The organism is Marinobacter sp. es.042, from assembly GCF_900188315.1.
Lineage (GTDB): Bacteria > Pseudomonadota > Gammaproteobacteria > Pseudomonadales > Oleiphilaceae > Marinobacter.
Genome location: NZ_LT897781.1, coordinates 725,380 through 751,117, shown reverse-complemented (window position 1 = coordinate 751,117; position 25,738 = coordinate 725,380). Strand labels below are relative to the sequence as shown.

The 25,738-nt window shown below is 58.8% G+C and carries 22 protein-coding genes; 8 read left to right on the top strand and 14 right to left on the bottom strand.

Annotated features, from left to right (window positions below; translation table 11 throughout):
• The first annotated feature begins 7 nt into the window (after positions 1 to 7).
• Positions 8 to 835 (top strand): CsiV family protein, encoded by an 828-nt coding sequence (locus tag CFB02_RS03655; protein ID WP_088556922.1) that lies wholly within the window; start codon positions 8 to 10, stop codon positions 833 to 835.
• Here CFB02_RS03655 and CFB02_RS03650 read toward each other — a convergent pair.
• Genes CFB02_RS03650 through CFB02_RS03630 form a run of 5 tightly spaced genes read right to left on the bottom strand, consistent with a single transcriptional unit; the run spans position 810 to position 5,033 of the window.
• Positions 810 to 1,598, bottom strand: a complete 789-nt coding sequence (locus CFB02_RS03650; protein ID WP_088556921.1) for an S-methyl-5'-thioinosine phosphorylase — start codon at positions 1,596 to 1,598, stop codon at positions 810 to 812. The genes CFB02_RS03655 and CFB02_RS03650 overlap by 26 nt on opposite strands.
• On the bottom strand, positions 1,595 to 2,818 hold the full coding sequence (locus tag CFB02_RS03645) for a mechanosensitive ion channel family protein (protein ID WP_088556920.1): 1,224 nt from the start codon (positions 2,816 to 2,818) through the stop codon (positions 1,595 to 1,597). Before CFB02_RS03645 ends, CFB02_RS03650 begins: the two co-directional genes overlap by 4 nt.
• Positions 2,819 to 2,842: 24 nt before the next feature.
• Positions 2,843 to 3,337: a L,D-transpeptidase gene (locus CFB02_RS03640; RefSeq protein WP_014577579.1), complete on the bottom strand. Its 495-nt coding sequence runs from the start codon at positions 3,335 to 3,337 to the stop codon at positions 2,843 to 2,845.
• A gap of 55 nt (positions 3,338 to 3,392) precedes the next feature.
• A complete protein-coding gene (locus CFB02_RS03635) occupies positions 3,393 to 4,070 on the bottom strand; it encodes a TetR/AcrR family transcriptional regulator (RefSeq protein ID WP_008173132.1) in 678 nt (225 codons plus the stop codon).
• A gap of 60 nt (positions 4,071 to 4,130) precedes the next feature.
• Positions 4,131 to 5,033, bottom strand: coding sequence for a hypothetical protein (locus CFB02_RS03630; RefSeq protein WP_088556919.1), 903 nt, complete (start codon positions 5,031 to 5,033; stop codon positions 4,131 to 4,133).
• A 174-nt stretch (positions 5,034 to 5,207) separates the two neighbouring features.
• On the opposite strand from CFB02_RS03630, the gene CFB02_RS03625 reads away from it, so the two are divergent.
• A complete protein-coding gene (locus CFB02_RS03625) occupies positions 5,208 to 5,828 on the top strand; it encodes a riboflavin synthase subunit alpha (RefSeq protein WP_088556918.1) in 621 nt (206 codons plus the stop codon).
• A gap of 13 nt (positions 5,829 to 5,841) precedes the next feature.
• On the opposite strand, the gene CFB02_RS03620 is transcribed toward CFB02_RS03625, so the two are convergent.
• The 5 genes from CFB02_RS03620 to CFB02_RS03605 all read right to left on the bottom strand — a co-directional run bounded on the left by CFB02_RS03620 (position 5,842) and on the right by CFB02_RS03605 (position 14,256).
• Positions 5,842 to 6,990 (bottom strand): class I SAM-dependent methyltransferase, encoded by a 1,149-nt coding sequence (locus CFB02_RS03620; protein WP_088559152.1) that lies wholly within the window; start codon positions 6,988 to 6,990, stop codon positions 5,842 to 5,844.
• Positions 6,991 to 7,155: 165 nt separating this feature from the next.
• A complete protein-coding gene (locus CFB02_RS03615) occupies positions 7,156 to 8,202 on the bottom strand; it encodes a class I SAM-dependent methyltransferase (protein ID WP_088556917.1) in 1,047 nt (348 codons plus the stop codon).
• 124 nt (positions 8,203 to 8,326) lie between these two features.
• On the bottom strand, positions 8,327 to 8,500 hold the full coding sequence (locus tag CFB02_RS18165) for a hypothetical protein (protein ID WP_172835795.1): 174 nt from the start codon (positions 8,498 to 8,500) through the stop codon (positions 8,327 to 8,329).
• Positions 8,501 to 8,620: 120 nt separating this feature from the next.
• Positions 8,621 to 9,304 (bottom strand): carbonate dehydratase, encoded by a 684-nt coding sequence (can, locus tag CFB02_RS03610; RefSeq protein WP_008173125.1) that lies wholly within the window; start codon positions 9,302 to 9,304, stop codon positions 8,621 to 8,623.
• Between the two features lie 65 nt (positions 9,305 to 9,369).
• On the bottom strand, positions 9,370 to 14,256 hold the full coding sequence (locus tag CFB02_RS03605; RefSeq protein WP_088556916.1) for an NAD-glutamate dehydrogenase: 4,887 nt from the start codon (positions 14,254 to 14,256) through the stop codon (positions 9,370 to 9,372).
• A 163-nt stretch (positions 14,257 to 14,419) separates the two neighbouring features.
• Between CFB02_RS03605 and CFB02_RS03600 the strand changes: the two genes are divergently transcribed.
• The 6 genes from CFB02_RS03600 to CFB02_RS03575 are packed head-to-tail and all read left to right on the top strand — an operon-like array spanning position 14,420 to position 21,384.
• Entirely contained in the window at positions 14,420 to 15,382 is a 963-nt protein-coding gene (locus CFB02_RS03600) for an AAA family ATPase (RefSeq protein WP_088556915.1), read from the top strand.
• A 37-nt stretch (positions 15,383 to 15,419) separates the two neighbouring features.
• Positions 15,420 to 16,361, top strand: a complete 942-nt coding sequence (locus tag CFB02_RS03595) for a DUF58 domain-containing protein (protein WP_088556914.1) — start codon at positions 15,420 to 15,422, stop codon at positions 16,359 to 16,361.
• Positions 16,358 to 16,828 (top strand): DUF4381 domain-containing protein, encoded by a 471-nt coding sequence (locus tag CFB02_RS03590; protein WP_088556913.1) that lies wholly within the window; start codon positions 16,358 to 16,360, stop codon positions 16,826 to 16,828. The genes CFB02_RS03595 and CFB02_RS03590 overlap by 4 nt, the downstream gene beginning before the upstream one ends.
• A complete protein-coding gene (locus tag CFB02_RS03585; protein ID WP_088556912.1) occupies positions 16,822 to 17,850 on the top strand; it encodes a vWA domain-containing protein in 1,029 nt (342 codons plus the stop codon). Before CFB02_RS03590 ends, CFB02_RS03585 begins: the two co-directional genes overlap by 7 nt.
• Positions 17,840 to 19,654 (top strand): VWA domain-containing protein, encoded by a 1,815-nt coding sequence (locus CFB02_RS03580; RefSeq protein WP_088556911.1) that lies wholly within the window; start codon positions 17,840 to 17,842, stop codon positions 19,652 to 19,654. The genes CFB02_RS03585 and CFB02_RS03580 overlap by 11 nt, the downstream gene beginning before the upstream one ends.
• Positions 19,648 to 21,384, top strand: a complete 1,737-nt coding sequence (locus tag CFB02_RS03575) for a BatD family protein (protein ID WP_088556910.1) — start codon at positions 19,648 to 19,650, stop codon at positions 21,382 to 21,384. Before CFB02_RS03580 ends, CFB02_RS03575 begins: the two co-directional genes overlap by 7 nt.
• Positions 21,385 to 21,387: 3 nt before the next feature.
• Here the strand turns inward: CFB02_RS03575 and ccmI are convergent, their stop codons facing one another.
• The 4 genes from ccmI to CFB02_RS03555 all read right to left on the bottom strand — a co-directional run bounded on the left by ccmI (position 21,388) and on the right by CFB02_RS03555 (position 25,737).
• Positions 21,388 to 22,656: a c-type cytochrome biogenesis protein CcmI gene (ccmI, locus tag CFB02_RS03570; protein WP_088556909.1), complete on the bottom strand. Its 1,269-nt coding sequence runs from the start codon at positions 22,654 to 22,656 to the stop codon at positions 21,388 to 21,390.
• Positions 22,657 to 22,724: 68 nt separating this feature from the next.
• Positions 22,725 to 23,198, bottom strand: a complete 474-nt coding sequence (locus CFB02_RS03565) for a cytochrome c-type biogenesis protein (protein WP_088556908.1) — start codon at positions 23,196 to 23,198, stop codon at positions 22,725 to 22,727.
• Positions 23,198 to 23,734, bottom strand: a complete 537-nt coding sequence (locus tag CFB02_RS03560; RefSeq protein ID WP_088556907.1) for a DsbE family thiol:disulfide interchange protein — start codon at positions 23,732 to 23,734, stop codon at positions 23,198 to 23,200. Before CFB02_RS03560 ends, CFB02_RS03565 begins: the two co-directional genes overlap by 1 nt.
• Complete coding sequence (locus CFB02_RS03555; RefSeq protein ID WP_088556906.1) at positions 23,731 to 25,737, bottom strand: heme lyase CcmF/NrfE family subunit; 2,007 nt, start codon at positions 25,735 to 25,737, stop codon at positions 23,731 to 23,733. Before CFB02_RS03555 ends, CFB02_RS03560 begins: the two co-directional genes overlap by 4 nt.
• Position 25,738: the final 1 nt, after the last annotated feature.

Sequence of the window (25,738 nt, the reverse complement as noted above, 5' to 3'; positions counted from 1 at the left end):
ACGACCCTTGCAAATTGATGGAATTCGCTGGTGCCGATACCCGACCCGGGCCATCCTGGCAGCTCTGCTTCTGAGCTTTTCTATAACAGGTGCCGCACAGCAGCCTGACCGGGCAACCTTGCCTCTTGAGCCCGGCACGCCGGTTCCGGATGACTACTACCGGGCGGAGTTTGTCATTCTTGAGCGGATTGTAGAGCCGGAAGCTGTGAACGAACGGATGTCTGATCGCTCGGTAGAGCTGCCCCTTGAGACCGAAGAGGTGCTCTGGTCATCGCTGGAGGATGGCACCACGGAAACCACACTGGAATTGGCGCCCCAAAAGGATCTCCATCTTGCCAATGCCGCGGCCAGACTGGAGCGCAGTGGCCGTTACCGTGTGCTTGTGGCTGCCGGTTGGTACGAGGCGTTTCCACCGGATTACGAGGGGACACCCTTGCGGGTTGAAGCGGGTGACTGGCTGAACGAGGCTCGCACCCGGGAGGTTGAGGGACACATCACCATCGACCGGCAACGCTATTTGCACGTCAATGTGCATCTGAACCACTGGAAACTGGCGGAAGAGCCATCGGAGCTGCCTATGGACGCTGCGACCGAGCTCTCTGAAGAAACACCCCCCGCCCCGGTCACATCTGACGCCAGTGACTCCGCCCCAATGTCAGCAGCAACCGGAGAAGCAGCCGGTCAGCAACTACCGGTTCTGGCTGAACCCGCGCCCCTGGAATTGTTGACCTGGATTCGGGAAACCCGCCGGATGCGTAGTGAGGAAATCCACTTTCTCGATTCCCCCACGATCGGCGTGCTGGTGTTTTTCAAGAAGATTGAGGCAACGGAGTAAGCACCCCAAGGCCAGCCATCGAGACTTCGAGGATCCGTTTGACCCCGGACATTCCCTGCTCGATGGCCGCCTCAATTTCTTCCATGGTGATGATATGGTCGGACTTTCCAGCCGCCCAGTTCACCACCAGGCCGAGACAGACGTAACGCATTCCAAGTTCCGCCGCCAGCGCAGCTTCCGGCATACCGGTCATTCCTACCAGGTCGCAGCCGTCCCGCTCCATCCGGATGATTTCAGCCGCGGTTTCCAGCCTCGGGCCCTGGATTGCGCCGTACACTCCGAAACCGGAAAACGGCACGTTTTCTGCGTCGGCGGCATCAATCAGGATCTGCCGCGCGCTCTCGTCGTAGGGCCAGGTGAAATCAATGTGGGTCACCGAGTCCAGACTGCCCTCGAAAAAGGTGCTGGCACGCCCCCATGTGTAGTCAATAATCTGGTCGGGAATAACCACATGGGCAGGTCCCATATCTGCATGAATACCGCCCACGGCGTTGACACCAACGACCGTCCGCACACCGGCATCGTAAAGGGCCTTGAGGTTCGCCCGATAATTCACCTGATGGGGGGGAATACGGTGCGGGTTACCATGGCGCGACAGGAACATCACCGGCTGATCACCCAATCGCCCCTCTACCAGGGGCGCGGAAGGCATGCCCCAGGGCGTTCCGGCTTTATTCTCGCCGGTGATTTCCAGGCCGGACAATGTGGTCAGGCCTGTACCCCCGATAATCCCGACAGGGTACATTTTCTCCGGTGACGTCATGCTGACTCTCCTGAATCTTCTTCATCTCCGGTGGTCTGGCGATTCTGCGATTTCTGCGCACTCTTCTCGGAGGAGGCTTCCGCACTCTGATCTGCCGACTCGTCGGATTGCGATCCAGACAGCCGAACCCCCTCGGGCAAGTGCAGAGTCCGGGTCGGGAAGGCGACCTCAGCTCCGTAGCCTTCAATAATATCGCTGATCTTCAGCAGCACATCCTGTTTCACCTCGTGGAAAGGAACCCACTGGGTTGTCTTGGTGAAGCAATACACCATGATGTCCAGTGACGAGGCATTGAAGGCCAGGAAATTCACAATCAGGGTCTGATCGCTATCGATCTCCTCATGCTGCTGGAGCATGGCTCTGATATCGCCCACGATCGTTGCCATCTGCCCGACATCGGCATAGCGGATGCCAATGGTCTCGTAGATCCGACGATTGCTCATGCGCGAGGGGTTCTCGACAGCAATGGTGGTAAACGCGGCATTCGGCACATAAAGCGGACGCTTGTCGAAGGTACGGATGGTCGTCAGACGCCAGCCGATATGCTCAACCGTACCTTCAATGTTCCGATCGGGCGAGCGCACCCAGTCCCCGACCTTGAAGGGTCGATCCAGGTGAATGATAAAACCGCCAAAAAAATTCGCCAGCAGGTCCTTGGCGGCAAAGCCGACTGCAATACCCCCAACGCCACCGAATGCCAGAACCCCGGAGATGCTGTAACCAAGTGATTGCATGGCAATCAGCACTGCCGTAATGATAACCACCGCGCGAGACAACTTGCTCACCGCGTTGACGGTGGTGTAATCCATAGGTTCCTTCATCTTAAGTGGCGAAACCAGAATCCCCTCGGTTTCCTTGATCAATCGCAGAACTGACCATACTAGAACAAATATGAAACCGATCTGCAGCACAGACTCGTTGGCCTTGAAGATCTCCGCTTCGGAGTATTTATGAGCCACTTCCGCAGCCCAATAGACACCCTGAAGCCAGACAAAGGCGACCACCGGCTTGCGGACGGCATGCAGTAACGCGTCATCGAACAGGTTTTTGGTCTGGCTGAATTTGCGCTCGATAGCAACGATGATGTGGCTGGCAATGTAGGCGACCGTGGCCGTTCCAAAAACCAGCGCAAAGACAACAATTCCAACGCGCCAGGCTTCAGACAGCAGCCCGAAATTCTCGATCCAGCCATTCACCATGGCCATAACATCCCCGATCATCGGATTCCTCTGGTCTAGACAGTTTTATCGAATGGAAACGGCCGTTCCCGGCCTGACGCGATCAAACAGATCAATAATGTCTGCATTGCGCATCCGCACGCAGCCATGGGACAACGGCACGCCCATGGGCTCGCTGTCCGGTGTGCCGTGAATGTATATGAAGCGGCGGAAAGTATCGACACCCGGGCCCCTGTTTTTGCCCCACTCGCGACCGCATAGCCAGAGAATCCGGCTCAGTATCCAGTCGCGTTCGGGATGAAGCCGGGCGAGATCCACGCTGTAGGTTTCGCCGGTGGGGCGCCGGGCGCGGAATACCGTCCCAACAGGAAGACCGGCGCCAATACTGGCCCGGACATAGTGCTCACCACGCGGAGTGCAGCCACTGCCATCGCTCTCTCCCGGCCCGTTCAGGCCGGTTGAAACCGGATAGGAGGCAACAATCTCTCCGCCTTCGCTTTTCAGCTGCAGGCGCTGGAGGGTCAGGTCAATATCGATTCGAACAGATGCGGGGTGCGTCAAAACCGGCCAGGCTCCCTTGGAGGTTCAGAGGGAAGCCTAACCGAGAGAGAGGAATTCAGGCAACCGAGACCTTGCTGCCAGCTGGCGGGATCAGCATGGCGTCTTCGGCCTGCATGCCGGCTGCCAGGAAAGGCACCAGGCGGGCAGCAATTTCCTGGACAGTGGTTTCCACGCCCAGCTTGTTCTGAAGAATATCGCGAAGCGCATCGCTGCTGGACATGGTGAACGCCGTTGCCCCCAGCATGAACTGGATACGCCAGTAGCGATCCACCGAGGAAAGCTGAGGCGTCGCTTCCTTGAGCAGGCGCATGAACCGGCTGAAGGGCTCGCTGTACTCTTGCTCAAGGAACTTGCGCAGATGGCCCTGTGACTGGGTATAGGCAAGCCCAAGCAGGCGCATGAAGATCGAGATACCCTTTTCGTTACGCTGGGGCATACGCACCGCACTCTCGGTAAGTGCCCAGAGGGTCTGATTCAGGGTTGGCGGTTTGCCGCTGCACCGCTCTTCCAGCTCATCAAACGCGTTTTCCAGTGTGGCAGAAAACGGTGTCAGAAAGCGCGCGAATACCGCATGAATCAGTGCGTTCTTTGAACCAAAGTGGTAATTGACAGCGGCCAGATTTACTTTAGCCTTACTGGTAATCATTCGGAGCGAGGTTTCCGAAAAACCCCGGTCGGCGAACAGCTCTTCGGCTGCATCAAGAATCCGGTCAACGGTATCAGACTGCGCCATTTTGTTATCAATGCCTCTAGCAAACGTCTGTTTGAAACATACGTTTGAAGCGCATCTGTGTCAAGTTCTCGGCTCAGGCTCTGCGGCGACGTCTTCCCACCCCTGATCAATCGCTTCCTGATTACCCTCGAAAAAGGCTTTCTGAACGCGGCTGTACGCCTTCTCTGCCTCCAGCAGGTAAATCAGGTAAAGGCGGACGTGCTCCCGGCGAGTCAACTGGCGCGCCAGGACCCTGTTCTCCGACAACCGCAACAGGTGGCCAAAACGCCTGTTCTTCAGTGCAGGGTTAAAATCCGACATCCTGGCACATTGCCAGATAAGGCCATCGGCCCCCTCCAGATGGGCAACGTGCTGCCTTGCCTCACGGAGCATCCGCTGCCGGGTCATAAGCAGATCAAGATAGGAAGGTTTTGTTGTGTAGATTCGGCGCACCGCCGGAATCCCGAGCAGCAGGATGATCACGAACGCACCGAAGCCGCCGCCTGCAATCCAGGCTGGCACAAACCCGGTCAGCCCACTCAGAAAGATGGCTGCCGCAATCAAGGCACTGAATAACCAGAGGTCCCGCCCCCGACGCGCCTCGGCCATCGTAAAGTTGTCCGGCCAACCGTTCATCGCCAGCAGCTCAAAGTCCATCAGCAGCACCCGGTCGCATTGACGAAGCATCAGACGGAGTTTGCGTTGCCGGGATTCCGCCAGAATCCTCTCGGGTTTGCTGCTACCAGCGTCCCGATGCTGATCTTCGCTTGGGGCTTCTTCGGACCCGGTTGCGGTATCCGGCGCCTGATCAACGGGCCGCGTTTCCGCGCCTTTTGCGGCGTCCGCACCAGCAACCGGCGCAAAAGGCTGACTTCCCGCCTCCACGGGCGCCGGCACAGGATCAGCCGCCCGACCAGGGCGAAGCACGGGGGCCTGCGCCGGACTGTTTGCCCGGGTGGCAGCCTTACTCTGATTTTCAGCCATGGCAGATCGTCCGCATTCAGGGGTTATGAAAGGTATCGACCATGATGCAGGATACTTGAATGCTTACCCCTGCATCCCGACATCAGTCGGGCCTTGGCATCAGTCAGCCCGCTCGCTATCCTTGGCGCACCTGCCAGAGAGGCGCCCCATACCACATTGAATGAGGTCAGGCTTATGTTCACAGGCATTGTCCAGGGCATTGCAACCATCGAAGACGTCACTGCAGAGCCCGGGCTCAGCACTTTTGCCATCCGCCTTCCCGCAGAAAAGGCAGATGGCGTTTCCATCGGCGCCTCGGTGGCAATCAACGGGACCTGCCTGACCGTCACACGCCAGGAAGACAGCGTGCTTTATTTCGATGCCATGCAGGAAACCCTGAGACTTACCACGCTGGGGGAGCTGACAACCGGGGACCAGGTGAATTTCGAGCGCGCCGCCCGGATTGGGGATGAAATTGGTGGCCACCTGCTTTCTGGCCACATACATACGGCGGCCAGCATTGTCGAAATACGGCGTACGGAAAACAACGTCACACTATGGTTTGAGGTGCCCGAGGAATGGGCCCGCTACATCTTTCCCAAAGGCTACATCGCCATCAATGGCGCCAGCCTGACTATTGGCGAGGTACGGGGCAACCGGTTCAACATCCATCTGATCCCGGAGACCCTGCGGGCCACAACCTTTGGGTCCTGTGAAGAGGGCCAGCGGGTGAATATTGAAATAGACAGTCAGACCCAGACCATCGTGGACACCCTGGCCCGGCTCGGGTATGACCGCCCGGCGCCAACATTGTAATCTGCCAGGTTGTTCAGCGATTGCCAGCCCGAAACACCACGAACTTGGGGCTGGCGCCCAGTTGCTGCACTGACGAAAAGTACCGGCGCAGGCTCCGGTGATAGCCAAGGTGGCGATTGCCTACCAGGAGCAGGCGACCGCCCGGCCTCAGGTATTGCGACGCCTGTTGGAATAACCGAAGTGCGATGTGATCACCGACCACACCACCCTCGTGGAAAGGCGGATTCAGTAGTATCAGATCAAAGGCTCCCAGATCGGAATCAATACCGTCGCGATGGGAGAAAGCGGTTCTGGCACCCGGAAAGGCTTTTTCAACGTTACGACGGGCACTGAGCACGGCCTGGCTTGAAACATCGCTGAATACCAACTGCAGATCCCGTCGCTCCGACAGCGCCGCCAGGCCCAGTGCGCCGTTGCCGCAGGCCAGATCAAGCACCGAATCGCCAGCCCTGGCCGTCGACACCTCGTTGGCCACATGTGGCAACATCAGGCGGGTTCCGATATCCAGCTTTTCCCGGGCGAACACCGCCGGCAATGCCGCTATGTCGACATCACCTTTTCGGTCACCCAATCGGTAGCCTTTCCAGGTCGCTGACCAATCCTCCAGATTCGCTATGCCCCTGGTACAACGAATCACCCTCGCTTTTTTTCGCGCCGGCAGCACCTGCTCTGTCCGTACAGCTTCGGCGAACACATCAACACTTCTCGCCGGTAGATGCTTGATCATGCCGCCTGCCAGCAACACGCCCGAATCCGCCATCACGCGATTGAGCCAGCGCAGCAACCAGGCCAGATAATCGGCCTGGCGGGGTATTCTCAATACCACCAGGTCAAACAGGCCCTCGGGCGCATTAATCCAGCTGAAAACAGATTCAGGCGGCGTGACTTCCGGGTTCAAAGAAGCATTATGTGCCAGGGAAACGGGCAACACAGCACTGTCGGCCACCACGGTCGGCGAAAGCGCTGACAGCCCCAGTGAAAGAGCCCCGAACTGATCATCCACCACCAGAACCCGGGGCTCATTCAGGGTTGCCGCCGCGCCAATGGCTTCCTCGAGCAGAAGCTCGTCCGCCGCATCCCATGCCCTCAGCGTCGGATCACCAGTGCCCGGCCGGGCAAGAATCAGTGAGCCTCCGGAGAAATCGAGTTCGGCGGTAGTCATTTCGGGCATGCTGGGGGCCTTTTGTCACAAAAGCGCCATTCTAGGCTGTTTATTCTAGAAATTAACCCTAACGTGGAAGGTGTTCACGCTGAACATCCCTTTTCCGGTTGGCTCCGTTGTCCTGGACGCGAACCTCTTGCCCCTCACCCCAGGGGCTTTTTTCGTTCAGGAACGTCGAAAAGCGCGATAAACGGTAAAACGCTGATTCTCCCGCAATCGTTCAACCGGGCCGATACAGCGCTTCATCAATGGCTCGTAGGGCAAAAAACTGTTCGCCACCAGGCGCACCTCACCACCCGGCGCCAGATGGCGCACTACCTCCCGAAGAAAACGCTCAGTCATCGACAGGTCTGTTCTAACACCAGAGTGAAAGGGTGGATTACTGAGAATAACAGGCCATGAACCCTCAATGCCCGGAAGGCCGTCCGAAGCCATGATCCGCCCGGAAACGCCGTTGCGCTCATAGGTGGCCCGTGCACAGATAACGGCCTGGGACTGAACATCAATCCCGTCGATCGTTAGCCAGGGAAGGTCCTGCCGCTCTTGCCAGCGATGGAGCCAGGCACCGAGGACACCCGCACCACAGGCAAAATCCAGAACCGGGCCAGACCGCAGAGGCGCCCCGTCCAGCGTTTCCATCAACAAGCGAGTACCGTCATCCAGCTCACCAAGACTGAAAATACCCGGCAATCCGGCAATGTCCAGATGAACCGACTGGCAGTCAATCCCGGTCCAGGTCATCCACTCCCGGAGCGAGAATTCTGGAAGAGGTTCGATATTCTCCGCACACCAGACCTGGCAATGCCGGGCGCTATCGGTCTTATTGGCCTGCGGCGCCACGGCCTTGAGCTGTTTCACGGCCCCGGCAATGCCTTCTTTCTTCTCACCTACCAGCAACAGTCGAGCGCTGGGTGCTGCCAGCCCGCGCGCCAGGGCAAGACGCAGGTCAAGCTCCGCCCGGGCCTTGGGAAGAAAAACCACAAGTGTGTCAAAGGTACCGGCAGCCAGAGCAGGATCGTCGTAGCCAAAACAGATCTGCCAGCCGTCTCGCCCGCCGAGTGAGGCACAGACACCGGCATGCTCACTCATTGCCATACCGCCAGCGGGCAAATCCGTCAGCAGCTCACCAGCGGATACGCCCAAAAGGGCCAGCCTCCCCTGCAAAAGGTGGCGGTTTCGCAATAGAACTTCATGGGAATTGGGCAATGACATTGATGGGCTTATCCCGAGTGGGTAATTCAAAGACGAGATATGCTAACCGGAATGAGCCCTCGCGTCTCCCTTGAAAGACGGAGACCGGGGGGCCTTCAGAGAGGAAATACCATGGAATCTTCAATCACTTGTAACGGGCAACCGTTCCAACCCTCAGGGCGTCCTCCGGTGACATACCCCAGTCCTCAGCCTGACCGGCATCAGACGATTTCCGTCCCCGACCCCGTGACTCCGTGCTGACCGTGGCGTCTTTCCTCTGGTTCAGAACTGTCAGGGCTTTTTGCATCAATTCTTTCATGGTCACACTCCTCGCTTATTGCAGGATCTACTCTAGCAAAGCAGGAGGTGACCAACTGTGATGACGCCGAGGGTCAGGAAGTGACGCCCTTCACGAATTTTTGACGCAATTTTACATTCTTCACTGCATAATTTTCTGGCGCCCAGAGCGTACCGGCCTCTGAACCAGCTCATCGATGCTGTTCTGCCGCACCCGCTCACGGTCTTCCTCGCAGGCTACCGACAACCCCATATCCCGCAGAACCCCATCCGAGACATCGTAGACAAAGCCATGAACCGTGAGCGGCTGACCCCGCCGCCAGGCTTCCTGAACAATGCTGTTCTGGCAAACATGCCCCACCTGCTCAACCACGTTGAGTTCGCACAGGCGGTCGACCCGATCCTGGACGCCCGGCAGGGCATCGAGTACTTGCTGATGCCGGTCACGGACATCCTGAACGTGTCGAAGCCAGTTGCTGATCAGTCCAAACCCTTCATTGAGCAATGCCGCCCTGACGCCGCCACAGCCATAGTGGCCAACTACCAGGACATGTTTGACCTTCAATACTTCGATGGCGAACTGAAGCACCGACAGGCAGTTAAAATCCGTGTGGACAACCACGTTGGCCACGTTCCGGTGAACAAAAAGCTCCCCCGGCAGAAGATCGACGATCTGGTTGGCGGGCACGCGGCTGTCTGCGCAACCAATCCACAGGTATTCCGGTGCCTGCTGATTCGACAGGCGGGTAAAAAACTGCGGATCCTGGGCCTTGATACCATCTGCCCAGGCCCGGTTTTTTTCCAGAAGATGGTCAAGCTGACCCATTATCCCACTCCGTTTGATGATTCCCGTCCGGCGATTGAACGGGAATACGCATCCCAAAGCAATACTCAGTTGGTCTGCACCTCCACCTCTGCATGGGGCTGATGCATGGTGCTCTGGGCCAGATCCAGCAACTCTCGCAGAGCCACCGAGAACATGGCGTACTCCGGCTCCCGCACACCCTTGAGCTCGGAAAGCATGGATTTCCAGCGGTCGATCATCTGCTGATGGCGAGACAGCCACGCCTCAACGCAGGCCGGCACGTCTTCCGGCTTGTCTGCCAGCTTCAAGACACCGGTGGTTAGCGCCCGCTGCTGCCAGTCGAGATCTTCCCGGAAACTTTCCCTGGCCAGGGCCTGCCAGTGTGAGCCGGGCTGCAGCGATGCAATGGCGCTCGCGAACCAGTTCAGATCAAGGCGGTCGCCCAGCTCATAGTAAAGATTGGCCACCGTCTTCAGTGGCATGCCAGAAGCTTCGTGGGCCTCGATGATACCCAGAGACGAGTACAGGTGGCCGGTACCCGAAACCACGGACGCCAGCTCTGAGGGCAGCCCGGCATCCACCAGAGCCTGATGCCGTTTCTCCCAGGTGGTTTTCGCCTGATCACCAAGATACTCCGGCAGCCCCGCTGTAATCGCCCAGACGCTGTCGGCGAAGCGCTCCATGTGGTGCTGAATGCTCAGCTCCGCCCGACGGTTGCGTAACAGCCAGCGCACAGAACGGCGCATCAGGCGCATCAGATCCTGCATCAGCTCCATCTGTAGCTGGGCTGAGACATGGAAATCCAGGGCTTCAACCCTGTCCCACCAGTTATCAATGCGGAACACGTCACGGGCGATAATCCAGGCCAGAGCAATAGAGGCCGCATCGGCACCCGTAGACTGGTTCAAACGCTCCACAAAGGTAATCCCCATGTGGTTGACCATGTCGTTGGCAATCTGCGTCGCGATGATTTCACGCCGCAGTTGATGCTCTCCCAGCTCCTTAGAGAATTTCTGGGTCAGATCCCTGGGAAACACCTTGTACATTTCACCGGCCAGCAGGGGATCGTCAGGCAGGGTGCTGTCGATCAGGGTCTGCTTCAGGTCGCCCTTCACATAGGAAATGAGAACCGACAGTTCCGGCCGAGTCAGCCCTTTCTTGTCCAGCTTGCGCTCGGACAGGGTCTCGTCATCGGGCAGAAACTCCAGGGCACGGTTGAGCTTGCCCTCACTCTCAAAGGTATTCATCAGCCGGCGATACTCTTCCAGCCGGGTCGCCGCATCCTCGCTGGCAATACTGATGGCCTGGGTCTGCCGGTAGTTGTTCTTGAGCACCAACTCCGCGACGTCATCGGTCATCTCCTCAAGCATGATGTTGCGCTGCTTGTTGGTGAGATCACCCATGGCAACGGCCCGATTGAGCAGGATCTTCATGTTGACCTCGTGGTCAGAACAATCCACACCGCCGGAGTTGTCGATAAAGTCCGTGTTCAGGCGTCCGCCCTTGAGCGCAAATTCAATGCGACCGAGCTGGGTAAGCCCAAGGTTGCCGCCCTCACCGACCACCTTGCAGCGAAGATCCGAACCGTTGATCCGCAGACCGTCGTTGGCCTTGTCGCCCACATCACTGTGGGATTCACTGGCGGCTTTCACATAGGTGCCAATGCCACCGACCCAGAGTAAGTCAACCTGGGCTTTGAGGATGTGCGAGATCAGCATGTTTGGTGGCACCCGATCCGATTTGATACCCAGCAGTTTCTTCATTTCCGGGCTGACCGGGATAGATTTCGAATTCCGGCTGAAAACCCCGCCTCCCTTGGAAATCAGCTTGCTGTCGTAATCGGTCCAGGCGGATCGCGGAAGTCCGAACAGACGCATACGTTCCTTGTAGCTCCTCTCCGGATCCGGTGAAGGGTCGACAAAGATATGCACGTGGTTGAAAGCAGCGACCAGCTTGGTCTTCTCTGAGCACAACATGCCATTGCCGAAGACATCACCACCCATGTCGCCAATGCCGATGGCGGTGAACTCATCCAGCCCAGGGTTGATGCCCATTTCCCGGAAATGCCGCTCAACAGAGACCCAGGCACCCCGGGCCGTGATGCCCATTTTCTTGTGGTCGTAACCATTACTTCCGCCGGAGGCGAAGGCATCGCCCATCCAGAAACCGTATTCCGCGGCCAGACCATTGGCGATGTCCGAGAAGGTTGCCGTACCCTTGTCAGCCGCCACAACCAGGTAATGGTCGTCGTCGTCATGACGGATCACCCGTTCCGGCGGCGCAATGCCGGCATCCACCAGATTGTCGGTGATATCCAGCAACCCCCGGATAAAGGTCTTATAGGCTTCGATGCCCTCGGCCTGGAAAGCCTCCCTGTCCGACGGATCCGGCAGGCGCTTGGCCACAAAGCCACCTTTGGCGCCGACCGGCACGATAACCGCATTCTTGACCTGCTGAGCCTTGACCAGCCCCAGAATCTCGGTGCGGTAATCCTCAAACCGGTCTGACCAGCGCAAGCCGCCGCGGGCGACCTTGCCACCCCGCAGGTGTACGCCTTCGACGCGCGGCGAGTACACGAAAATCTCGAACATCGGCATGGGCAATGGCATGTCCGGAATCCGGGATGGATCAAACTTCACGCTGATGTAGGGCTTGGGACCACCGGACTCGCCATGCTGGTAGTAGTTGGTACGCAGGGTCGCCTGGATCAATTCCAGGTAGAGCCGAAGCACCCGGTCCTCACTGAGGTTCTCCACATTTTCGAGGCCGGCATTGAATTCGATTTCCAGTTTCTGCTGGGCCGCCTGGCTCTTCCCGGGGCTCTGGTAACGCTCCGGATTGAAACGTATTTCGAAAAATTCCAGCAGCAGGCGGGTCAGCTCAACGTGGTTCACCAGCGTGTTGGAGATAAAGGTCTGACTGTTGGAAAAGCGTATCTGGCGCATATACCGGGCGTAGGTCCGCAACAGCGCGATTTCCCGCCAGCTCATGTAGGAAGAGAGCAGCATCCGGTTGAAGGCGTCGTTTTCCGCTTCTCCGTACCACACCCGGCGGAACAGCTCCTCAAAGATCGGACGGATACGATGAATATCGACAACAGTCCCCTGGTGAGCCTGGAGCGTGAAGTCGTGAATCCAGACCGTTTTGTTGTGCCGGTCGATGACCTCGAAGGGGTGTTCGCCGATAACCCTGAAGCCGAGGTTGTCGAAGATCGGCATCACATCGGAAAGCGGCAACGGTTCGTCCGGGTAGAAAAGCTTGAAATGCAGCGTACTCTCGTCTTCTTCCAGAGCCCGGTAGAAGCTCATGGCAAGGTCATGATTGTTCGCCGATGACGCGATATGCTCCAGGTCGATCGCCGCTCGCCTGGGCGAGAACATATCGGTGTAGCTGGCCGGAAAACCGCCCGCCCACAAGCGATAGAGCTCATTGCCCTGCTCTTCGCCCCAGGCCTCACTCAGGGCTTCAGACAACCCATCACGCCAGGACTGGGCAAGCTCGATAACCTTCTCCCGGATCTCCGCCGTTGGCAGTTGGCGGTTCTCGACCTGGGGTACCCGGATGGTGAACTGGACCCGCGCAAGGACCGATTCGGAAAAGTGGGTGACAAACTCGACGTCTTCCGCTCCCAACCGGTCAACCAGCACCTGCTCGACTTTCAGCCGTAGTTCGGTGTTGTAGATGTCCCTCGGAAAGAACGCCAGGCAGGTAACGAACTGGCCATAAACGTCTTCCCGCAGGAACAATTCGATCCGGCGACGCTCCTGAATGTATAGGATACTTTTGGCCACCTTGAGCAGTTCGTCCTGCTCGATCTGGAACAGTTCGTCCCGGGGATACACTGTCAGGATCTGCTCGAGTTCTTTACCGGCGTAGTCGTCACGCAGAAAACCGGACCGTTTCATCACGCTCTGGAACTTACGGCGCAGCAGGGGAATCTCGTCCGGCCGCTCGTTATAGACGCGGGCGGTGTAAAGGCCCAGGAACCGCCGCTCACCGACCACCTCGCCTTTGCTGTTGAATTTCTTGACTGCGATGTAGTCCGGGTAGGCGGGCCGGTGCACCCGTGAGCGCTGGGCCGATTTGGCGAAGATGAAAATATCATCGCTTCGGGTCATCTCGTGACGCGTGCGCTGTGGCAGTTCGTTCAGGCGAACCCGGTCCGGGCGCTCATTATTGACCCGGAGGATGCCCAGTTCGGAATTCTCTACCCGACGCACCACCATGCCACTCTTGTCCTTGGCAAAGTCGTACTCGTCGTAGCCAAGGAACGTAAAATGGTCCCGGGCGAGCCATTCCAGAAACGCCCTGGCCTCTTCTTTCTGCTCCTCGTTAATGCCCGCCGTCGTGTTGTCCAGCTCACCAAGAATCTCGTTCACTTTCTCGGTAACTACCGGGAAGTCGCTGACAGCGATCCGCACCTCGTGAAGCACGTTCTGCAGGGTATCTTCCAGATCACGGAGATCCTCGGGATTACTGTGCCGATCAATCTCGAGGACAATGAAGGCCTCATAGGCCGATTCGGAAGCTTTCTTTTTCGTGGTATAAAGTTTCTTGAGCTTGCCATCCTTGTCTCGCTCCACCTGCAGGATCGAATGCTGAATGGAATGAGTACCGATTTCGCGCTGGTTAATAGCAATGCGCAGGGAATCGATCAAAAACGGAATATTCGGGTGCAGGATAAAAACAACGGTATGGGTCGATTGCCAACCGTCACTCTCGAGGTCCGGATTGAAAACAGCAACCGGGGTTTCTTCGGCAGAACGCTTCTGCAAAAACTGCCAGGCTGCCAGAACGGCGCCGTAAGTGTCCGCAAATCGTCGACTGACCAGCTCTTCGAGAGGAATGTGGGCGTAGTGCTGCTTGGCAAATTCGCTGATTTTCTTGGCTTCGGTTTTAGAAATCTTTTTTGCGAAAGCGTCAGCCAACTGTTCGAAGAATTGATCCTTGCTGGCCACTGTCAGCGCATTCATGGTCGACCTCAGTTAGTGTGAAATAAACGTAATCGGCGTATCGTCACATAAGCATAGTCAAACCCTTGATTTTTGCCGGCCAGACGCCAAAACTTCGGCAACTACCTACGCACGATACGGGTTTCTCCGGAAAACCCTCAGATACAGAGAGCAGTCATTTCCAATGTCGCTACAGCATACGTTCGGTGAGTTACGGGAACAGTTAGCCAAACGGATAATCGGGCAGGAAAAACTGGTGGATCGTCTGCTGATCGCGCTTCTTGCCGACGGCCACCTGCTTGTAGAAGGCGCCCCGGGGCTGGCAAAAACCACGGCAATCAAGGCGCTTGCCGACCATCTGGAAGGCGACTTTCACAGAATCCAGTTTACGCCAGACCTGCTGCCCTCAGACGTCACCGGCAGTGAAATCTACCGCCCGGAAACCGGGCAGTTCGAATTCCAGCGCGGCCCCATCTTCCACAACCTGGTGCTTGCGGACGAAATCAACCGTGCGCCTGCCAAGGTTCAGTCTGCCCTTCTCGAGGCCATGGGTGAACGCCAGATCAGCGTCGGGATGCGCACGTTTCCGCTGGACCGGCTGTTCCTGGTGATGGCCACCCAGAATCCCATCGAGCAGGAAGGCACCTACCCCCTGCCCGAAGCCCAGCTGGACCGCTTCCTGATGCATGTGGTTATCCACTACCCGTCGGCGGAAGCGGAGAAGGCCATCCTGCAACTGGCCCGTAACGATTATCGTCACGGCCTTCCGAGAACGGACCTTCGCCTGACGCCAGACCAGGTGTTTGATGCCCGCGCGGAAGTCGCGAACATCTACATGGCGGAACCCGTCGAGCAATATTTGTTGGCCCTGGTGCTGGCAACCCGCGACCCGGCGGCACTGAACCCGGAACTGGCCCGCTGGACAGCCTTCGGCGCCAGCCCCCGTGGCACCATCGCCCTGGACCGCTGTGCCCGGGCGCTGGCCTGGCTAGATGGCCGGGATTACGTAACACCCGACGATGTCCGAGCCATGGCCTTCGATGTGCTACGACACCGCATCCTCCTCACGTTCGAAGCAGAAGCCGAGGGCATGACCGCTGACACGGTTATCGAACGGCTGATCGAACGTGTTCCGGTGAGCGCCTGAAGCCATCGACGGAAGCAATACACGGGAGCCGTCAGGCATGGGCAACACCGAAGCAATAACGCACATCGGCCTACCGGACCTGATCCGCCTGCAGGCAGACGCACGGGCACTGAAACTTCCCTCTGCCCGTCCGGTGCGGACGCGTCAGGCCGGCTTGCAGCGCTCGCCGCAACGAGGCCGGGGCATGGCGTTTGCCGAGGTACGGTTGTACCAGCCCGGGGACGACATCCGTAGCATCGACTGGCGGGTAACGGCGCGGCGTCAGGAGCCCCATACCAAGCTTTATGAGGAGGAACGGGAACGGCCCGTTCTTCTTCTTTGCGATCTCGGCCCAAGCCTGTTTTTTTCCAGTACCGGCGCCTTCAAGCAGGTTCGTTGCGCACAGATCGCCTCCATACTGGCCTGGCTGGCACTCTGGTCAGGCGATCAGGTAGGTGGCATTGTCTTCAACGGCGAGACCCTGAGAGTGCTTCGCCCGGCGCGGCGGAAGAAATCAGTGCTGCGACTGCTGGATACTCTCGATGAACTGCAAAGAAGGGATAATCGAGGGCCGGAACAAAACGAGCCGTCCGGCCAGAGCCGCCTGGACATGGCACTGACCGAGGCTCGCAGGGTGGCCCATACCGGTAGCCGGATTTTCGTGATCAGCGATTTCCTGGATATCTCACAGGAGACGGGCACCCTGCTCGGCGCGCTCGCCCGCCATAACGGCGTCAGCGCCCTGAGGATCGTGGATCCATTGGAAAAAGAGCTGCCGAAAAGCGGACGCTTTGCGATAGCCGGCCCGGACGGACCGGTGTGGTTCGATGCCGGAAACCCCCGGTTCCAGAGGGCCTGGCACGAGAAAGTCACCAACCATGAACACCGGCTGGCAGAGTGTTTCCGTACCTCCGGCGTTACCATGGCAGAAGTGTCCACGGCGAATGACCCCGCAGCGACCCTCAAATTGCTGCTGGGACCCGGAGGCCGCATAGGATGAACCCGCAGGATCCACTCAGCCAGCTTCGGGACATTCACCTGCCTGAAACAGGGGGCCTCTGGCCTCCGGCGCCAGGTTGGTGGGTATTGGCCATTTTGCTCATTGCTGTGCTTGCTGCCCTGGTCTGGCTGTTTATCCGGCGGAGACAAAGAAACCGGTGGTTCCGCTCCGCTCGGGCCGAACTCGCCAGACTGGAACGATCAGCAGCCACTACCCCCGCGTGGTTCACACAACTGAACACCCTGCTGAAGCAGGCCGCCCGCGAGCGCTACCCGGAACAGCACCCGGAAGCGCTGACCGGCGATGCCTGGGTGGAATTCCTGTTAAAGACCGCCCCGAAGGACCGGGTTGCCTCCAGACCGGTTGCCGAAGCGCTGGTTCACAGTGCCTGGCGACCTCAGGTTTCAACCAAGCCGGCCGACGCCCTGGCGTTCGCCCGATTGTGGCTGGGAAGTCAGAAATGCTGAATCTCGCCTGGCCCTGGGCACTGGTTCTGGTGCTCTTGCCCCTGATTCTCAAATGGCGCAAGCCCGGAGCGCAATCGGTCGACGCGCCCGTGTTGCCGGTTGGCCACTGGCTGTCGGACCTGCCCGGTGTCAGTCGTCGTGGCAATGCCGTACCGCTCTGGCAGCAACTGTTGCTGTTCCTGATGTGGACGCTTCTGGTGGTTGCTCTGGCACGGCCGCAGCATGTGGGCGAGCAGGTTCAGATGCCCGTTTCCGGCCGGGATCTCATGCTGGTCGTCGACATCTCCCCCAGCATGGATGAGCAGGATATGGTCCTTCAGGGCCGGAGCATTAATCGATTGCAGGCGGTCAAGCGCGTGCTTGATGACTTTATCTCCCGCCGCCAGGGTGACCGGCTCGGCCTGATCCTGTTCGGCACCGAGCCCTACGTACAGGCTCCGCTCACCTTCGATCTGGAGACGGTCAGAACCCTGATGCGTGAGGCCGGCCTTGGCATGGCCGGGCGCGCCACGGCCATTGGCGACGCCGTGGGCCTGGCAACCAAACGCCTGAGAAACCGGCCCCAGGACCAGCGCGTTGTGGTCCTCCTGACTGATGGCGCCAATACAGCGGGTGAAATCACCCCAGATAAAGCTACCGAAATCGCCGCGGCCGCCAGCATTCGCCTGTACACCATTGGCATTGGCGCCGAGTCCATGGTGCAGCGTGGCCTGCTGGGTTCGCGCCGGGTCAACCCATCCCGGGATCTGGACGAAAACCTGCTAACCCGCATGGCCCAGCAGACCGGCGGGGAGTATTTCCGGGCGCGCAGCCTGCCCGAGCTGGAGCTTATCTACGAGAGCATTGATCAACTGGAACCGATCGAGCTTGAGGGCAAGTTCTATCGGCCGGTAACCGAGCTCTATGTCTGGCCTGCCGGGCTCGCGATCATTCTGTGGCTGGCGCTGTTCCTCGTCCGCCACGGGCGGGAACTTGTTGCTGAAGCCCGCCGGAGCAAGGAGGAGGAAGCGCATGTGGGCTGACTTCCATTTCCTGCGCCCCCTCTGGCTGCTGTTAATCCTGCTGATACCGATACTGTATCTTGCATTCCGGCAACTCCGCATGGGCGACAGCGGATGGTCCCGGCTTATTCCGGCCCGCCTGCTCTCGCCCCTGATTCGTCACAACGGCAGCGCGGACCAATCAAACAAGTCACCTCTGGTTCCGGCATCTTTGGCCCTGATCATTCTGTCCCTGGCCCTGGCCGGGCCGGCCTGGAGGGAGGCGCCGACACCGCTGAAACAACCCGGCGACAGCCTCGTGATCGCACTGGACCTTTCACTGTCCATGCTGGCAACGGACGTGGAACCTGATCGACTGACCCGGGCCAAACGGAAAATCCGGGATATTCTCGAGCTTCGGGAAGGCAGCCTGACCGGCCTGCTCGTCTTTTCCGGCGATGCCCACGTAGTGACACCGCTGACCGATGATGCCCGTACGATTGAGGGCATGCTCAACGTGCTGGACCCAGTGATCATGCCGGCGACAGGCAACCGGGCAGATCTCGCCGTTGCCCGCGCAAAGGCATTGCTGGAACAAGGCGCACCGGGCGAAGGTCGCATCCTGTTAATCACGGACAGCATCAACGACGACTACGAAGGTACCATCCGGGACACGCTTTCCGGCACCGGATACGCGCTCAATACCCTGGTCGTCGGCACTGAGAACGGAGGCCCCATTCCCCTCGCCCGGCGCGGTTTCATACGGGAGAACGGCGACATTGTCATCAGTCGTGCTGAACCCGAAGCGTTGGCGGCACTCGCCCGCAGCAGCGGCGGCCAGAGCCATGAGCTGACCCTGGACGACACCGATATTGAAGCGCTCGACCTGAGCCCGCGGGACAGTGACGACTGGCAGGATTCCGAGGACGGCCTGACGGTCAATCGCTGGCAGGATGACGGCTACTGGTTGCTCTGGCTCGCGCTGCCGCTGGTTTTGATAGGTTGGCGTCGGGGGGCTCTCAGTGCGCTTGCTTTGACCCTGCTGCCGGTCTGGCCGCAGCCGGCAGCCGCCATAAGCTGGGAAGAGCTCTGGCAGAGGGAGGATCAGCGAGCTCCCGCCTTGATTCAGGACAACCCGGAATCAGCCGCCCGCCAGCTTGAAGACCCGGAATGGCGGGGCTCCGCCCTCTATCGTTCCGGCAAGTTCGACAGCGCCGCCGAAGCGTTTGGACGCAAACAGGGCCCCCGTGCCAGTTACAACCGGGGCAATGCCCTGGCCCGTGCCGGAAAACTGGAAGAGGCCCTGGCTGCCTATGATGCGGCGCTGGACACAGCGCCCGACATGGACGACGCCCTTCACAACCGGAAAATTGTCGAGGAACTTCTGAATCAAAAACAGCAGAACCAGAACGGCAACCAGGATAACAACCAACAGGATTCCCGGGACTCCCAGGGCGACGGCAGTAATCAGCAACAAAACCGTCAGGACCAGAACGGAAACAGTGAAAGCGAGAATCCCGGCAGTCAGCGGAACAGTCAGCAGCAGAACCCGGAAAACAACGAGTCTTCTTCCGACACGGAGAATCAGCAAGGCAGCCAGACGGCTGAACAGAATCAACAGCAGGCGGGCGAACGCGGAGATCCCGAGCAGGCTTCCGGGGAGCAGGAAACCTCGTCCGGCCAGTCCCCGGCACCCGCCCCTATCTCCGAAACGCCGCTGACCCAGAGCCAGGAGCAGTGGCTCAGGCGGGTCCCTGACAATCCGGGCGGATTATTACAGCGCAAATTTCTGCAGCAGTATCAACAACGCCAGACTCCATCCGATGAGGGCGATACACCATGGTAAAACGGCTGATGATTCCCGCCGTCTGTCTGTTTCTTCTGACGGCACTCTGGCTGCCGGCCCAGGCACAACCCCATACACAGGCCCGGCAACTGGCAGTCGAGCCGGACCGGACCCGGCTGTATGAGGGTGAGGTTCTGACCCTGACCGTAAAAGGCAGCATGGAGATCGACATCAATCTTGGCAACCTGTTCGACTTCGACATGTCGAGCCTGCCCAAGCCTGATATCGAGAAAGTGGAACCCGATTTTGACATCCTGGCCCAGAACCAGCAGTACAGTATCCGCACCGTAAACAGTCAGATGGTGGGTGAAATCACCTGGACCTACCAGCTGGCACCGAAAACCACCGGCGAACTGACCATTCCTGCACTCACCTTCAAGGATGCTGTTTCGGAGCCGGTTACCGTGGAAGTCGTCGACGGCTCGCCGCCGGACCAGGCCGCGCCTGGACGGGACAGTTTTATCGAGCTGTCCACCGACAAGGATGAAGTCTATGTGCAGGAGCAACTGATCCTGACAGTGCGGCTTTTCTTCAGGGGCAACCTGATTCGCGGCGAGCTGTCTGAGCCGACCCACCCCCACGTGATTATCGAATCCCTGGGCAGGCAGCAGGAATTTTCACGCTATCGCGATGGTGTGCGATACCGCGTGGTGGAGCGGCGTTACGCGATCTTCCCCCAACGACCCGGAACCTTGAAGCTGCCCCCCGTAAACTTCGAGGGACAGGCCAGAGATGCCTCTGGCAGCCTCCGTTTTCTGAGGGACAGTGAGGAGCTTTTCGAGGTGCCGGTCAAGGATGTCCCGGCCCAATTCAGTGGCGATACCTGGCTGCCGGCAACAGGCTTGTCGCTTGAGGAGTCCGGGCTTCCTCCGTCACTGGAAGTCGCGACCGGCGAAAACATTACCCGAGAGATCAGGCTGACGGCGGCGGGCTTGCCCGGGGAGGCGCTGCCACCCTTACCCGATACGGTCCCGGACGGACTTAGAAGTTACCCGGAAGAGCCAGAGAGGCAGACCGAAACAACGCCGGCAGGCCTGACCTCTTCGCTGAAGCAATCCGTGGCTCTGGTACCGGTTGAGGCGGGACAGATGACGTTGCCAGCCATTCGCATTTCCTGGTGGGATACCGAAGCGGATCGGGAGCGCGTTGCCGTCATCCCGGAGAAAACCCTGACGGTGACGGACCCGAATGCCGTCGCCGCCGGAGCGCCGCAACCCGTGAATGTAGAACCGGCCCCTGAACCGGACACGATCAGCCCGGAATCATCGACTGACCTGACAGAACCAGAGGCCGGGCTGTGGCAGTGGCTCACTCTGGCGTTCGGAATACTTTGGGCCGGAACCTTGATGGCGTGGTGGTGGTCGCGAAAAGGCGCCAAGAACGCCCCCGACTTTACTCAGCACAATGACGATGAAGATGGCGCCTTCGAGCATCTGATCACAGCCGTGAGAAGCGGTTCAGCCCGGACACCGGAGCTGCTGGTGGCATGGGCCAATCGCCACAGACCCGGCGAACACTTCCGTTCCGCGTCTGACGTTGTGCACCACTTCCGGGACGAGACCATGGCAACAGAGCTCGGGAAGCTCCAGGCCCGGTTTTTTGCGCCAGACCATGGCAACGAAAACTGGGATGGACGGCCACTGGCCCGGACTCTTGAGGCCATTCGGAAGCGAAAACAGACGCGGGCAAACGCCGATCTGCCTCCGCTTTATCCCGAGGGCCTCTCCTGAGGATCAGTCAATCAGTTGCTGATCGATCACAACCGCTACCGGCGCTTCCTGGCTCTCGTTAACGGCTACAGGAACGTCGGTGCTGCCCTGCCAGTCTCCTGCCTGGGCGGCCACATTGCCGGAACGACTGAGACGGGCTGTCACAACAACCTCGTCAGCACTGGAAATGGTAGCCTGGGGTGACATGGCGTACCGGTCGTCCAGCCGGATCTCCACCGGCAACTGGTCCGCCGTCAGTCGCGCTACTGCCAGAGGCGGACCCTGCTGGGCATTGGGCTGGCGTGCAAACAGGAACAGTGTGGTATCTGCCGGCACTTGATCCCGGAAGCCCTCGGCAAGGCTTACACGAACGGTAACCCCCGCGCCGTCGATCTCGGGTTCGGCCATCCGCGCGGGTGGTTCCTCACCCAGACGCGTATAGGCTTCACGAATCCCTTCCTGTATCGAGGCGATCTGTGGGTGGTCTGGTGCGACGGTTTCGATCCGCTCCCAATACTCAATCGCTTCCTGGTAGTTCTGCTGGCTGAAGGCATTGATGCCCAGCAATCCAAGGGCATTGACTTCATCCGGGTTCAGCGCACGGGCCTGCTCAATGGCTGCGGTAACCTCTTCCGTCATGGCACCCTGACTACCGAAGAACAGCGCCTGGGCAGAGAGACCATAAGCGACGGCTTCGGCCCGGTCATCGTCACTGACATTGTTCGCCAGTTGCCGGAAGGCCCAGGCTGCATCGTCATAGCGCTCCAGGCGCATGTAGGTGCGGCCCAGCATGGCCCAGCCATCAGGGTTATCAGGGCTGGCTTCCAGCCGCTCTCGAAGCTGGCCTGAAAGCTCAGTCATCTGGGCCTGTCGCGATCCGTCGGTGCCCCCCATTTCCTGCATGGTAATGAATTGCTCAACGCGGTCCATCGCACCCCAACGCTCATACAGGTACACGGTTGCCGCAGGTATCAGAAGAATCGATACCAGCGACACGGCCATGGCGCTCCTGCGCCCACTGATCACAGGTCTCACCTGTTCCTGCTCCGGCACATCGTCCAGCATGCTGCCAGCGAGCTCTTCCTTGAGTTGATGATAATTCTCATCGTCCAGAATACCGGCCTCGTATTCGCTATCAAGCTCCCTCATCCGGGAGCGATAGGCCATCAGATTCTGGTTTTTCAGGTCCGTTTGCGTCCTTACACCAAGCCTATGAAAAAAGACCGGGTATAGCACAAACAAGAGGGCAAGAATGATCAGTACCGTTGCGGCAATCCAGAAAGTGTCAGTCATGGAGTTTCAGTCACAGGTTCAGAATTTAGAATGAGGTAGCGGCTCGAAAATTCATGGCGAAACCAGCGTCAGGACGATCTATCCTGGTCTGCCAGCATCTTGTCGACCCGAGCTTTTTCCTCGGCACTCAGTGCCGGACTATCGGGCCCCGCCCTCCGGGATCGAATGACGACAGCGGCCACCACAAGAAGCCCACCGAAAACCGCAATGGCAGGTGTCGCCCAGAGCAGAAATGTCCGGCTGTCGAATTCGGGCTTGTAGCGGACGAACTCACCGAACCGGCCAACCAGGGAATCAACAATCTCCTCGTTACTGGCACCGTCGTTCATCATCCGATAGACGACGTCCCTCATGTCCTTGGAGATCGGCGCATTGGAATCGGCAATGTTCTGGTTCTGACATTTCGGGCAGCGTAGTTCTTCGATCAGGTTCTGGTATCGCTGCTCCTCCGCCCTATCGGAAAACTCATAGACATCAACAACGTCGGCCATCGCGAGGGCCGGTAGAAGCAGAGCCAATACCAAACAGACGATCCGGACCATTAGCCATTCCCTCGAACGTCGTTAATGACCGGCAGGAGCGTCTGCTCCCAGACTGTCTCGTTCACCACACCCACGTGGCGATAGCGGACCACGCCAGTGGCATCAATTACGAAGGTTTCCGGCGCCCCGTAAACCCCCAGATCAAACCCGAGCGTGCCGCGGGGGTCATAGATGGTTTTCCGGTAGGGGTCACCCAAACGGTCGAGCCAAACCAGAGCATCCTCCCGGTTGTCCTTGTAATTGAGACCAATGATGTTGACGCCTTTCTCCTCGGCCAGCCACATCAGGTCGTCGTGCTCATCCTTGCAGGCAGGGCACCAGGTTCCCCAGACATTCAGCAGGGAAACCTGGCCCCGAAACAGGCTCTGATTGAGCATGGCATCCGGGTTGTGCAGATCCCTGAGGCTGAACTCGGGAACCGGTTTGCCGACCAGAGCCGATTCAAGCTTGGTCGGATCCTTGCCAATACCCGCGAAAAGCACGATGCCGACAACAATGGCGATCAGAAGCGGGAGGAAGAGCAGGAAGCGCTTCATGAGGTTGCTCCTGCAGAGGTCGCAGAGCCAGGCTCTGGCACATCAGTGCCGGTTTCCGCCTTCTGGTAGGCCCGCTCCCGGATCCGGTACCGGCGATCGGCAATGGCCAGGAAGCCACCGACGGCCATGAACAGGGGCCCGAGCCACAGCCAGCGAACCAAAGGCTTGTATTGCAGACGGATGGCCCAGGCCTCATCGGTAATCCTTTCCCCGATCGCGACGAAGATATCCCGAGACAACCCGGCGTCAATATCAGCTTCGGTCATAACGCTCATGCCCACCGTATATTGCCGTTTCTCCGGATGCAGAACGGCAACCCGCTCGCCATCCAGTGACACATCAAAGGTTCCATACTGCGCGGTAAAGTTCGGCCCCTGGCGCTGGCCGATACCTCTGAACGCCACCTGGTAATCGCCAACAGAAGCCACATCACCGGGCACCATGCGGACATCCCGCTCAATGCCGTAGTTCGAAACCACGGTTGCCCCTACCATGGTGATTGCCAGCCCCAGGTGCCCTAGAACCATGCCGTAATAGCTGCGGGACTGACGCTTGAGACCGTGGAGGCGCCCTTTCCGGGAGGAAGACTTGTCCCACAGATCCCAGAAAGTCGCCACGGTGACCCATGCAGAGGCAAAAACTCCTAGGAACGCCCAGGTGGTGAAGCCCCCGTAGCCCACAAGGACAGCAGCCGTTACGAGGGTACTGATAGCAAGAGGCCAAAGGAGTTTACGGCCCAGCCAGCCACCGTCTGTTTTCTTCCAGCGGGAGAATATCCCGGCGCCAAGCAAAAGACCTGTGGCAACGGCGAGAGGACTGAACGTCAGGTTGAAGAACGGCTCTCCGATCGACAGCATTCCCAGCTCAAGGTAATCAAGAACAAGGGGGTAGAGGGTTCCTACGGCCACCAGAATCGTGGCGGAAACCAGCAGCACGTTATTAAGAAGCAGGAATACCTCACGGGATAACGAGCCATAGCGCGACCGGACGTGAACCACGGGTGCCCGGAACGCATAGAGCGCGAGGCTTGCAATAACCGTTACTGCCAGCAAGCCGAGCAGGAAGGTGCCCCGCTCAGGGTCCGCCGCAAAAGAATGCACGGAGGTGAGTACGCCGGAACGCACCAGGAAAGCGCCCAGCAAACTCAGGGAAAAGGTAACAATGGCAAGCAATACGGTCCAGCTCTTGAACACGCCCCGCTTTTCGGTGACCGCCAGAGAGTGCATGAGTGCAGTACCGGAAAGCCACGGCAGCAACGATGCGTTTTCGACCGGATCCCAGAACCACCAGCCGCCCCAGCCAAGCTCGTAATACGCCCACCAACTGCCAAGAGCAATCCCCAGGGAGAGAAATGCCCATGCAACGGTTGTCCAGGGACGTGACCACCTGGCCCATGCCGCGTCTAACCGGCCGTTAATCAACGCGGCAATGGCGAAGGCGAAGGCAACAGCAAAGCCGACGTACCCCATGTACAGCATCGGCGGATGCACAATCAGGCCGAAATCCTGAAGCAGCGGGTTCAAATCCGCCCCATCCGCCGGAACATTCGGCAGGGTACGGTCAAACGGGTTGGAGGTAATAACAATAAACAACAGGAAACCGACGCAGACCATCCCCAGCACCGAGAGCACCTGGGCTGTCATGACCTCCGGAAGACGACGGCTGAAGATCGCCACCGCCAGCGTCCATCCCGCAAGCATCAGGATCCAGAGCAGCAATGAGCCTTCGTGGCCGCCCCAGACCGCGCTGAATTTGTAGTACCAGGGCAGCAGGCTGTTGCTGTTGTTGGCAACGTAGGCCACGGAGAAATCGTCAACCATGAAAGCATGCGTCAGTACGGCGAAAGCGATGCCAACGAACACAAACATGCCCGATGTCAGCGGCCGGGAAAAGGCCATCAAGTTGTCTCTCCCGGCAAGGGAGCCCACGAGGGGCACCACCGAAAGCAACACGGCAAGCAAGAGCGCAAGTATCAGTGCAATTTGTCCGAACTCAGGATACATC

Coding starts and splice junctions, on each gene's coding strand:
- CFB02_RS03650 (WP_088556921.1), bottom strand. CDS start 1,598: ATGACGTCACCGGAGAAAATGTACCCTGTCGGGATTATCGGGGGTACA.
- CFB02_RS03645 (WP_088556920.1), bottom strand. CDS start 2,818: ATGATCGGGGATGTTATGGCCATGGTGAATGGCTGGATCGAGAATTTC.
- CFB02_RS03635 (WP_008173132.1), bottom strand. CDS start 4,070: ATGGCGCAGTCTGATACCGTTGACCGGATTCTTGATGCAGCCGAAGAG.
- CFB02_RS03630 (WP_088556919.1), bottom strand. CDS start 5,033: ATGGCTGAAAATCAGAGTAAGGCTGCCACCCGGGCAAACAGTCCGGCG.
- CFB02_RS03625 (WP_088556918.1), top strand. CDS start 5,208: ATGTTCACAGGCATTGTCCAGGGCATTGCAACCATCGAAGACGTCACT.
- CFB02_RS03620 (WP_088559152.1), bottom strand. CDS start 6,990: ATGACTACCGCCGAACTCGATTTCTCCGGAGGCTCACTGATTCTTGCC.
- CFB02_RS03615 (WP_088556917.1), bottom strand. CDS start 8,202: ATGTCATTGCCCAATTCCCATGAAGTTCTATTGCGAAACCGCCACCTT.
- CFB02_RS18165 (WP_172835795.1), bottom strand. CDS start 8,500: ATGAAAGAATTGATGCAAAAAGCCCTGACAGTTCTGAACCAGAGGAAA.
- can (WP_008173125.1), bottom strand. CDS start 9,304: ATGGGTCAGCTTGACCATCTTCTGGAAAAAAACCGGGCCTGGGCAGAT.
- CFB02_RS03605 (WP_088556916.1), bottom strand. CDS start 14,256: ATGAATGCGCTGACAGTGGCCAGCAAGGATCAATTCTTCGAACAGTTG.
- CFB02_RS03600 (WP_088556915.1), top strand. CDS start 14,420: ATGTCGCTACAGCATACGTTCGGTGAGTTACGGGAACAGTTAGCCAAA.
- CFB02_RS03595 (WP_088556914.1), top strand. CDS start 15,420: ATGGGCAACACCGAAGCAATAACGCACATCGGCCTACCGGACCTGATC.
- CFB02_RS03590 (WP_088556913.1), top strand. CDS start 16,358: ATGAACCCGCAGGATCCACTCAGCCAGCTTCGGGACATTCACCTGCCT.
- CFB02_RS03585 (WP_088556912.1), top strand. CDS start 16,822: ATGCTGAATCTCGCCTGGCCCTGGGCACTGGTTCTGGTGCTCTTGCCC.
- CFB02_RS03580 (WP_088556911.1), top strand. CDS start 17,840: ATGTGGGCTGACTTCCATTTCCTGCGCCCCCTCTGGCTGCTGTTAATC.
- CFB02_RS03575 (WP_088556910.1), top strand. CDS start 19,648: ATGGTAAAACGGCTGATGATTCCCGCCGTCTGTCTGTTTCTTCTGACG.
- ccmI (WP_088556909.1), bottom strand. CDS start 22,656: ATGACTGACACTTTCTGGATTGCCGCAACGGTACTGATCATTCTTGCC.
- CFB02_RS03565 (WP_088556908.1), bottom strand. CDS start 23,198: ATGGTCCGGATCGTCTGTTTGGTATTGGCTCTGCTTCTACCGGCCCTC.
- CFB02_RS03560 (WP_088556907.1), bottom strand. CDS start 23,734: ATGAAGCGCTTCCTGCTCTTCCTCCCGCTTCTGATCGCCATTGTTGTC.
- CFB02_RS03555 (WP_088556906.1), bottom strand. CDS start 25,737: ATGTATCCTGAGTTCGGACAAATTGCACTGATACTTGCGCTCTTGCTT.